A 10,197-nucleotide genomic window follows, 5' to 3' on the forward strand; every position below is an offset into this window, starting at 1 on the left:
ATAATCACCTATGTGTTCCATCCCCTTTTTCTTAAAAATACCAAAAAAAGAAGGAAAACATAATCTTTAACCGATTAATGTTCTCCTTCTTAATATTCCAAAAAACTCAACTTTAAACCAAGTTACTTTTTGTTCTGTCTGCCATATCTTTCATTTCAATTGCGTGGGCAATTGCGGCATCTGTCATAGTTCCGTCACCATTAATTCTGACAATTTCTTTTATTGATTCTTCTCTGGTTAATTTCACAATATTTGTAGCTGTGGAATTATCTTCCATGTCTTTTTTTATAAGATAATGACTATCTGCCATTGCTGCTATCTGAGACAAATGTGATATACATATAACCTGATGATTTGCGCTTATTTTTGCAAGTTTTTCAGCCACCATGCTGGCTGTTTTGCCACTTATACCTGTGTCAATTTCATCAAAAATCAAAGTTTCAATTTCATCCTCTCCTGCGAGAAGAGATTTAATTGCAAGCATTATTCTTGATAATTCACCGCCGGATGCCACCTTAGCAAGAGGTCTTACAGGCTCACCGGGATTAGTGGATATCATAAATTCCACATTATCAAATCCTTTATCTGTTATCTTATCCTTTTTTGTAATATTTATCTTAAAATCAACAGATAAGAAATTCAAATCCTTAAGTGCATCAGTTATGCTATTTTCTAACTCTTTTGCAGCTGTTTTTCTCATCTTTGAGGCTCTTTCCGACAGCACCTGAAGCTTCTCCCGGCTTTCTGTTATTAATCCTTTAATTTGGTCAATTTTTTCACTATAATTATTTAATTCATCAAGATATGACTGTTTCTTATCCTGATACTGCAAAATATCATCTATGGTCTTCCCATATTTTAATTTTAAATGGTTTATGGTATCAAGCCGCTCACTTATTCTGCTTACTTCCCTTGGGTCATATTCTAATTCACCGGTATAATCAGAAATCTCTGCCGACAAATCCCTACAAACGGAATCTATATCAAACAAAGTCTCCTTAAATCCGTTTATTTTTTCGTCAAAATTACTTATGGAGCTTATTTCCTGTGTTGCCTTAGATATTAACTCACCTGCTGACTGCATACTGTCATAACCTATAAGTCCATACACAGATGACAGGGTTTCCACTATATTTTCGCTATTGGACAACTTCTTATACTGCTCTTCAAGCTCCTCATCCTCACCGGGAATAAGATTGGCATTTTCTATTTCATTTACTTCATACATAGAAAACTCAATCTCCCTCATCCTTTGTGCCTCATCTATATTATAGGATGACAGCCGGGACTTAAGTTCAGTATAATTACCATATTCAGCAGATAATCCCTTTAAAATATCCGCCATTTCCTTTTTAGCATATTTATCAAGAATATTTAAATGATTAGAAACATATAATAATGACTGGTGTTCATGCTGACCGTGAATGTCAACTAACATTCCCATTACTTTTTTTAAAACATTAACATTAACTGTCTCACCATTTATTTTTGACACGCTTCTGCTTTCTGATATTTTTCTTGAAACAGTAATAATATTTCCCTCTTCCATAAAAATATCCATCAGCTTAAGCTTAGAAGCACAAACTTCATCTACCTGAAATGTCAGTTCCACTAAGGCAAACTGTGCTCCTGTACGGATAATATCCTTAGATACTTTATTTCCCAGGGCAATATTAACAGAGCCTAAAAGTAATGACTTTCCGGCTCCCGTTTCACCTGTAAGCACAATCAGACCTTTGCTAAAATCTACATCAGCTTCTTTAATTAATGCAAGATTCTTTACATGTAAATTAATTAACATATTTCCTCCTTCTGTGCTCATCTCCCGTTTTTAATATTTAAATAGCCTCTTCTATACGTGCTTTTACTACCGGTGCATCTTCCTTTGTTTTAATGATACACATAATTGTGTCATCTCCTGCTATACAGCCAACAACATTTTCAATACTCATGGCATCTACAGCTGCACCAACTGCCATTGCCATACCTGAAACAGTCTTTATAACAAGAATGTTCTCAGCTATTTCCATTTTTAAAATGCCGTCACTTAATACTCTTAAATACTTTCCGTAAATGCCACCTAATGCACTTACTGCAATGGAGTATTTCTGTCCACCATCCGGTGAAACTGATTTGGTAAGGTTAAGCTCTCTAATATCTCTTGATATTGTAGCCTGTGTTACCGTAAATCCTTCCTTTTCCAATAATGCTGCTAACTCATCCTGAGTTTCAACATTTCTTTCAGTTATTAATTCAATTATTTTACGTTGTCTCTTTGTCTTCACTTTTACCTTTTCCTATCTTAATTTATCTTTTACTGCCTGTAGGAAACTGCTTTCATCAAGTTTTGCAATTTCCGTAGTTTCATCAGCAACACTGATTCTTATTATATCACCGGATACTATATTGTAAATGCCGTCACCGTCAAAAGCAACAGTTCTTCTTTCTTCATTTGGTGTTCTGCTTTCACCTATTACAACCTCAATTTCATCATTTTTTGAAAAAATGATGCTTCTGTTAGTTAAAGTATGAGGGCAAATAGGGGTCAGCATAATCAAATGAGAATCCGGTCTTGCCAAAGGTCCTCCTGCTGAAAGATTATAAGCCGTAGACCCTGTTGGAGTGGACAATATAATACCGTCCGCCTCAAAATTGCCAAGAAGCTGTCCATTTACGAATACTTCATATCTTGTGATTGCCATATCAGCTGCTCTATGTATAACGATGTCATTTAAAACCGTAGATTCATATATGACATTATTATCCCTTATTATTTCACCCTTTAACATCATCCTGGATTCCACATTAAATCTGTCATCCATTAATCTGTCAATGGCTGATTCTACATTTTCCGGAGAGATTTCCGCTAAAAAACCAAGAGTTCCTTTATTCACTCCCACAAATACCACATCAAGCTTCATCAAATCCTTTGCAGTATGTAAAAGAGTTCCGTCTCCACCTATACTTATAACACACTCTGTGTCTTTTGGAAACTCATTTGCATCAAGAACCCTGAAATCTCCCGTTGTAATGTCCACATTATCTGCTAAATAGCATTTACCACCTTTTAGCTTAATGTATTCAGAAGTTTTTTTCGCTAAATTCAATTCTTTATCTTTATAGCTGTTTGATACAATGCAAAAATTCTTCAAATTAAACACCTCTATTTATCAAGTTCCATATGTGAACACTCCACTACTTCACTTGGATTTACATTATTTTCCTGAAAATCTTCCCCTTCTTTTAATTTTTGTAAGTACAGTAAATATTCAATATTTCCCTCCGGTCCCTTTACCGGCGAAAAATCTAAATTAATAATTCCAAATCCTATGCTTTTTGCATATTCAATTACCATTTCTATAACCTGTGTATGTACTTTTTTATCTCTTACAACACCTTTTTTCCCAACGTTTTCCCTGCCTGCCTCAAACTGTGGTTTAATGAGACACACTATCTGTCCGTTTTCACTTAGCAGTTCTCTGACAGGAAGTAAAACTTTAGTTAATGATATAAATGATACATCAATGGACGCAAATTCAATTACGTCATCAATGTCATCCTGTGTAACATACCTTATGTTAGTCCTATCCATGCATACAACTCTGTCATCCTGAACTAATTTCCATGCAAGCTGTCCATGTCCCACATCCACAGAATATACCTTTACTGCTCCATTTTGTAACATACAGTCTGTAAATCCTCCTGTGGAGGCACCAACATCCATACATATTTTGTTGTCAACACACACACCGAATTTGTCCATTGCCTTTTCTAACTTAAGACCGCCACGGCTTACATATTTAAGAGTTTTATCTCTTACCTCTATATTTACCTTTTCATCAAAAGAAGTTCCTGCTTTATCTTCCCTTACGTTATCCACAAAGACAATACCACTCATTATTATTGCCTTAGCCTTTTCCCTTGAAGGTGCAAGACCTCTTTTCACCAGTAATACATCTAGTCTTTCTTTCATTTCAGTAAACCCATTACCTTTTCATATATTTTTTTATCACTTATTCCTAATCTGTCTCTTAATTCTTCCACTGAGCCCTGTTCAACAAATTTATCCTCTATTGCCATAACTGAAACTTTAGTGTTTAAGTTATTTTCCTGAGCATAAGCTTCAACACTTTCACCAAATCCGCCTTTTTTAATAGCTTCCTCAACTACAATTATGTTTTTATGGTTCTTAGCAAGATTTTCAATCATACCATAATCCACAGGCTTTATAAATCTTGCATTTACAAAGGTTACATTTATGCCATTATTTTCAAGGTTGCTTACTGCTTTTTGTGTTTCCTCAACCATATTTCCCACAGCGATTATGGCAATGTCTCTACCTTGCTTTATAATTTCACTTTTGCCATATTCAAATTTATAATTATCATTATGGCTTATATAGGCACTGCCTCTTGCAAATCTGACTGCCACAGGAGCGTCAAAATCCATTGCAAACTCCAGTGCTTCTTCTAATTCCCTTTTATCCTTAGGTGCTATCATTGTAAGGTTAGGAATTGCCGACATAAAAGATATATCAAAAATTCCCTGATGGGTTTCCCCATCTCTTCCTACAAGTCCTGCCCTGTCCACTATAAATGTAACAGGAAGTTTTTGAAGACATACATCATGTAATATTTCATCATATGCTCTCTGGTAAAAAGAAGAATATATGGAAATTACAGGCTTATAACCTGATGCTGCCAGTCCCGCCGCAAAGGTTACTCCATGTTCTTCCGCTATTCCCACATCAAAGAAACGCTTTGGATATTTCTTTGCAAACAAATCAAGTCCTGTTCCGTCTCTCATTGCTGCAGTAATTGCAACTATCTTCTTATTTTTTGAGGCCAGTTCTACAAGTTTTTTTGAAAAAACATCTGTGTACGTCATAGTCTTCTTATGCACCGTTTCTAATCCGGTTTCAATATGAAAACTGTTAATTCCATGATATTTTGACGGATTTTCCTCTGCAAAGGTATATCCTTTTCCCTTTTTGGTTTTAACGTGTATAACTATGGGATGCTCAATTTTAAGGGCATCATTGAAAATATCTATCATTCCGTTAATATCATGACCGTTTACAGGTCCGATATAGGTTATACCTATATCATCAAACAATCCGCCATGGATAATAAGATTTTTAAGATTATCCTTTGTTTTTTTTACACTTTTAACCAGTTTCTGACCTATTCCCGGAATTTTGCTTAATGAATGCTCCACATCAATTTTAAAATCATTATAATGTTCACCAACCCTGAACTTATTTAAATAATTTGACATGCTTCCTACATTTTCAGAAATGGACATATCATTGTCATTTAAAATAATAACGAAATTCTTGTTTAATGAAGCCACATTATTTAAAGCCTCCAACGCCAACCCTCCTGTAAGGGCTCCGTCACCAATTACAGCTACAACCCTGTTGTCATTTCCATTTAAACTGTTAGCTACCGCCATTCCAAGAGCTGCGGAAATAGATGTTGAACTGTGACCTGTGTCAAAGCTGTCACATTCACATTCATTTCTCTTAGGGAAACCGCTTAACCCGTCAAGCTGTCTTAAAGTATCAAACTGATTTTTTCTTCCTGTTAAGATTTTGTGGGTATAAGACTGATGTCCCACATCCCACACAATTTTATCTTCCGGTAAATTAAGTACCGCATGAAGTGCAATAGTAAGGTCTACCGTTCCTAAATTAGAAGCTAAATGCCCTCCAGTTTTGCTGACAGAAGAAATAAGAAATTCCCTTATTTCCTGCGCTAACTTAGGATAATCACTTCTGGATATTTTTTTTATATCATTTGGTTTATTAATATTATCTAATATTTTACCCATTGTTTTCTCACTAAAAAATTTATTTATCTCTATCTATAAGCTTTACAAATAAAAACTTCAAGAATGCATCATCTTTATTTAAACTCTCTAATAATTCAATGGCATCCCTTGAATATCTCTTAACATGCTCCTTAGAGATATTTACACCAAGTAAAGAAACATATGTAGTTTTGTGATTTTTTTCGTCGCTTAAAACTGCCTTTCCTAACTGATTAGTATCTCCCGTTACATCCAGAATATCGTCCTGTATCTGGAAAGCCACACCTATGCTTTTAGCAATCTTTTCTACTATATCTATTTCTTCCGCTTTTGCTCCTGCAAGTATGGCTCCTGCCATCATTGAACCTTCAATAAGAGCTGCTGTTTTTAAATTATGAATATAATTAATGGTATCAATGGACATTTCTTTTCCTTCATTTTCAACGTCTACCGTCTGTCCTCCCACCATTCCATATATTCCTGCTTTTCTGGCAATAGTCTGCATGGCTCTTATGGCACGTTTTGGATACTTGCTGTTCATTACTGCATCAGACATTATTTCATAAGCATAATTAAGCAATGCATCTCCTGCAAGTATTGCCATATTTTCACCGAATTTAGCGTGAGTTGTAAGCTTACCTCTTCTGTATTTATCATTATCCATTGCCGGTAAATCATCATGTACTAACGAATATGTGTGTATCATTTCTATGGCAGCCATAAAAGGATATGCCTCCTCTTCCTCGCCTCCAAATAATTTAAGTGTCTCTAATAATACAAGAGGACGCAAACGTTTTCCCCCGGCTTTTACACTATAATTCATTGCATCAATTACTGTCTGCTGTAATCCTTCTTCAGTAGGACAAAAACTATATATAATGTCTGTTACCTTATCGATTTTGTTATTATATAATATCTGTAATTTATCCATTTATATTACCTTCTTCTATTATTTTAATCTGCTTTTCCATGGAATCTAATTTTTCATTACATTCCTTAATAAGCGTTAACCCCTGATTGTAAAGTTCAAAGGAACGGTCAAGGGTAACGTCTTCTTTTTGCATCTCTGCAATAATACTTTCTATTTCATTAAAACTCTCTTCTACAGATTTTTTATTTTCACTCATGGCTACTCCTTACTTTCCTGAAAAACTTCCACTACCTTTGCTTTAATTGTGCCATCTTTAATAATAAGTGACATTTCATCATCTGCTTTTACCTGACTCACAGAGGTAAGTGGTTTCTTATTGCCATCTGTTACATATGCAAAGCCTTTTGATATTTTATTAAGTGGTGACATTCCATTTAGTCTCTCTGCATAAATCTGAAGCTTATGTTTTCTATCATTTAATACATCATTTAATTCTTTGGATAACTTAGTCATTAACTCATCACTGTACTGTCTCCTACTTTGAAGCTGATTAACAGGACTAAATAAATTAACTGACGTTTCATAGGACTTAAGACTTTTTCTGTATATTTTTAATTTATTGTCTATTGACGAAAAAAGCAGTCTGCTATAATTTAGCTGTTTTTCCATAAATTCACTGTAATCAAACACTGCCAGTTCCGCCGCCGCAGATGGTGTAGGTGCCCTCATATCAGCTACAAAATCAGCTATTGTAAAGTCAGTTTCATGACCTACTGCAGATATAACAGGCGTATCGCAGTCAAAAATTGCCTTAGCTACAATTTCCTCATTAAACGCCCACAAATCCTCTATGCTTCCACCACCTCTGCCAACTATAATAACGTCTAAATCCATGGAATCTAAACATCTTATGGCATTAACAATATCCACTGCCGCTCCCTGTCCCTGAACAAGACACGGATATAAATACAACTGTACAAAAGGATTTCTTCTTTTTGAGATGTTTATAATATCCTGTATTGCAGCCCCTGTACTTGCAGTACAGATACCTACTTTAGTTGCATACTTTGGAATAGGCTTTTTGTACATTTTATCAAAAAGACCCATTTCCTCTAACTGGGTTTTCAGTTGTTCAAATCTCTGGTACAAAAGACCTGTGCCCTCTAAAATAATCTGCTTTGCGTATAACTGATATTTTCCGTCTCTTTCGTATACACTAACACTTCCAAGAGCAATTACTTTCTGTCCCTCTTCAAGTTTAAACTTTAACCCTTTTCTGTTTCCGGCAAACATAACTGCAGATATGACACCGGTACTGTCTTTTAATGTAAAATAAATATGTCCTGATGTATGATATTTGCAATTACTTATTTCACCTTTTATATATATGTTATTTAATGCAAAATCAGCATTAAACATATTTTTAATATAAGCATTCACCTGACCTACGGAATATACAGATGCCATTGCCTTCTCCTAAATTCTAATATAATTTCGCCAATATTCCATTTACAAAGGAAGAAGATTCTTCTCCGCCATATTTTTTAGCTAAATTAATTGCCTGATCTATGGCAACCTTCTGAGGGACTTCTTCATCCATTTTCATTTCATAATATGCTAAACGAAGTATGGTAAGATCAACCTTTGACATACGTTCCGTACTCCAGCCTACAGCTACTTCATTAATTTTTTTGTCTATTTCTTCTATGTTTTTCTCTATATCAATCACTCTGGCAGTTATATATTCCCTGTCTGCCTCTTTTGCTATAATGGGGTCTTCTTTATTTTCGTTTATATCATTTTGATTTTCAATAAGCATATCTAACTGTTTTGCCACTTCATTAGCCGCATGGAAATCATTACTAAACAGCAATAAGAAAGTACACTCTCTGGATTTTTCCCTTTTCATAATTATATCCTTTCAAAAACATGTCAATTATAAGCCTTACGGCTTCTACTGCAAAAAGGGTGCCTCTAAGGCACCCTTTAAAAGTCCTGATTAATTCGATAAAACATTAGAAATATTTACATTTACTCCGGCAACTTCCATGCCTGTCATATTTTCAACTGTAGTTTTAACTTTATCCTGTACCTTGTTTGAAATTTTAACAATGTTTTCATTCATTCTGAGAACAATTGATAAATCAATAACTACTGTATTTTCGTCCACTTTAACTCTAACGCCTTTTGAAAGCTTTTTCATTCCTAATCTTGCCACAATCTCTGCCGTAATGTTTCCTGCCATAGCAAGCACTCCGTCCACTTCCATAGCCGCCATAGCTGAAATAACAGCTAAGACATCGTCACTAATGTGTACTTCTCCTAATTCCGAATTATCATTTATTATATATGTGTTTCTTTCAGCTTCCATGTATACCTCCTGGATATTAAAGTCATTCTATCCTTGTAAGTATACCATTAAACCTTTTTTTTTACAACTACCGTAAAGAATGAGTCATGAATTTTTATTCAACATTTTTTAATGCCTCATCCATAGGTACCTTCTTTATCTTTCTAAACTGCAATATAGCAACTAAACCATATGATACAATTCCCAGAACAAACATTTCCACATACACCTTTGGAGCAATGTATAACGAAAGCCATCCTGTATAATCTTTCATCATTTCAAAATAAATAACTTCAATTATTTCCTTTGAAATAATGATGCTTAATAAAATAGATATTACTACAACCCAGGTTGTTGCCATTAAATATAACCTGGCAATTTCTCCATTGTTATATCCCAATATTTTTACCATGGAAATGGAGTTTGTATTCTTTTCAATAATAAGCTTAGTAAGCAAATATATTAAAATTACAAATAGCACAACTGCAAAAATATTTATAAGATAGAATATTTGTCCCATGGAAACATTAAGCTGTCTTGATGTTTTGGTTAAATCATCCTCTGTAATACAGGAAGCAACATCTTTTTCCTTAATATTTAACTCCTTATTTGAAAAATATCCAGTGTAATAATCATCATCTTTATCAAATACCTTGCAGAATTCCTTATTGGACATAAATATTACCAGACCTGCCGGATATTCCACTGTACCCTTTATTTTGAATTTGTACTTTTTACTGCCATACTTCTCTTTTAAGGTAATGGTATCCCCTGCATTTACTCTATACTTCTGGCTAAAAGTATTAGAAACATAATATCCGTCACTTACATCATCTTTTAAATATTTGCTGTTATTTTCAATTCCATAAATACTTATATCCTCTTTCAGGCTGTATTTGCTAAATTCAAGACTGTTTAAACAATACTTTTCCGCCTCATCATCTTTTACATCCACCGGATTTTTAAGAACATACTGATAATTTGCCATCATATTGTCTACTATTTCATCCTGGTATTTTTCCAAAAGAGGATGCATCATAAGACCAAACATAAGCAAAATATTTGCAAAAGCGATACCTACAAATAAAGTAATATAGCTTACCTTATTTTGGAATATGATTCTTAATCTGAATCTGCTCATAAACTTAAATGCCGGAAGTTTAAA

Annotated in this window: 11 protein-coding genes; all 11 read right to left on the reverse strand. The window is 34.3% G+C overall.

Features of this window, described 5'->3' with window-relative positions; all coding sequences use genetic code 11:
- Positions 1–112: 112 nt before the first annotated feature.
- On the reverse strand, positions 113–1,801 hold the full coding sequence (recN, locus tag Q5O30_RS07995) for a DNA repair protein RecN (protein ID WP_021953229.1): 1,689 nt from the start codon (positions 1,799–1,801) through the stop codon (positions 113–115).
- Between the two features lie 37 nt (positions 1,802–1,838).
- Entirely contained in the window at positions 1,839–2,285 is a 447-nt protein-coding gene (locus Q5O30_RS08000; protein WP_021953230.1) for an arginine repressor, read from the reverse strand.
- Between the two features lie 12 nt (positions 2,286–2,297).
- On the reverse strand, positions 2,298–3,152 hold the full coding sequence (locus Q5O30_RS08005) for an NAD(+)/NADH kinase (protein WP_021953231.1): 855 nt from the start codon (positions 3,150–3,152) through the stop codon (positions 2,298–2,300).
- An 11-nt stretch (positions 3,153–3,163) separates the two neighbouring features.
- Positions 3,164–3,973, reverse strand: coding sequence for a TlyA family RNA methyltransferase (locus Q5O30_RS08010; RefSeq protein ID WP_021953232.1), 810 nt, complete (start codon positions 3,971–3,973; stop codon positions 3,164–3,166).
- Positions 3,970–5,832 (reverse strand): 1-deoxy-D-xylulose-5-phosphate synthase, encoded by a 1,863-nt coding sequence (gene dxs, locus Q5O30_RS08015; RefSeq protein ID WP_021953233.1) that lies wholly within the window; start codon positions 5,830–5,832, stop codon positions 3,970–3,972. The genes Q5O30_RS08010 and dxs overlap by 4 nt, the downstream gene beginning before the upstream one ends.
- A gap of 19 nt (positions 5,833–5,851) precedes the next feature.
- The gene (locus Q5O30_RS08020) at positions 5,852–6,742 is read right to left on the reverse strand and encodes a polyprenyl synthetase family protein (RefSeq protein ID WP_021953234.1); all 891 of its coding nucleotides are present in this window, start codon (positions 6,740–6,742) and stop codon (positions 5,852–5,854) included.
- Positions 6,735–6,938 carry an exodeoxyribonuclease VII small subunit gene (gene xseB / locus Q5O30_RS08025; protein WP_021953235.1) on the reverse strand — a complete coding sequence of 68 codons (204 nt, stop codon included), beginning with the start codon at positions 6,936–6,938 and terminating at the stop codon, positions 6,735–6,737. The genes Q5O30_RS08020 and xseB overlap by 8 nt, the downstream gene beginning before the upstream one ends.
- 2 nt (positions 6,939–6,940) lie before the next feature.
- Positions 6,941–8,149 (reverse strand): exodeoxyribonuclease VII large subunit, encoded by a 1,209-nt coding sequence (xseA, locus tag Q5O30_RS08030; protein WP_021953236.1) that lies wholly within the window; start codon positions 8,147–8,149, stop codon positions 6,941–6,943.
- Positions 8,150–8,165: 16 nt separating this feature from the next.
- Entirely contained in the window at positions 8,166–8,591 is a 426-nt protein-coding gene (nusB, locus tag Q5O30_RS08035; protein WP_021953237.1) for a transcription antitermination factor NusB, read from the reverse strand.
- 90 nt (positions 8,592–8,681) lie between these two features.
- Complete coding sequence (locus tag Q5O30_RS08040; protein ID WP_021953238.1) at positions 8,682–9,053, reverse strand: Asp23/Gls24 family envelope stress response protein; 372 nt, start codon at positions 9,051–9,053, stop codon at positions 8,682–8,684.
- 94 nt (positions 9,054–9,147) lie between these two features.
- Positions 9,148–10,197: FtsX-like permease family protein (locus tag Q5O30_RS08045; protein WP_370553115.1), on the reverse strand; the 1,050-nt coding region annotated here is incomplete at its 5' end.

Origin of the sequence: Eubacterium sp. CAG:161 (assembly GCF_000432355.1) — a bacterium.
GTDB lineage: Bacteria > Bacillota > Clostridia > Lachnospirales > Lachnospiraceae > Eubacterium_G > Eubacterium_G segne.

Bases quoted from the DNA above. Each gene is read 5' to 3' on its own strand.
- recN (WP_021953229.1), bottom strand. From the start codon at position 1,801: ATGTTAATTAATTTACATGTAAAGAATCTTGCATTAATTAAAGAAGCT.
- xseA (WP_021953236.1), bottom strand. From the start codon at position 8,149: ATGGCATCTGTATATTCCGTAGGTCAGGTGAATGCTTATATTAAAAAT.
- xseB (WP_021953235.1), bottom strand. From the start codon at position 6,938: ATGAGTGAAAATAAAAAATCTGTAGAAGAGAGTTTTAATGAAATAGAA.
- Q5O30_RS08020 (WP_021953234.1), bottom strand. From the start codon at position 6,742: ATGGATAAATTACAGATATTATATAATAACAAAATCGATAAGGTAACA.
- nusB (WP_021953237.1), bottom strand. From the start codon at position 8,591: ATGAAAAGGGAAAAATCCAGAGAGTGTACTTTCTTATTGCTGTTTAGT.
- Q5O30_RS08010 (WP_021953232.1), bottom strand. From the start codon at position 3,973: ATGAAAGAAAGACTAGATGTATTACTGGTGAAAAGAGGTCTTGCACCT.
- dxs (WP_021953233.1), bottom strand. From the start codon at position 5,832: ATGGGTAAAATATTAGATAATATTAATAAACCAAATGATATAAAAAAA.
- Q5O30_RS08040 (WP_021953238.1), bottom strand. From the start codon at position 9,053: ATGGAAGCTGAAAGAAACACATATATAATAAATGATAATTCGGAATTA.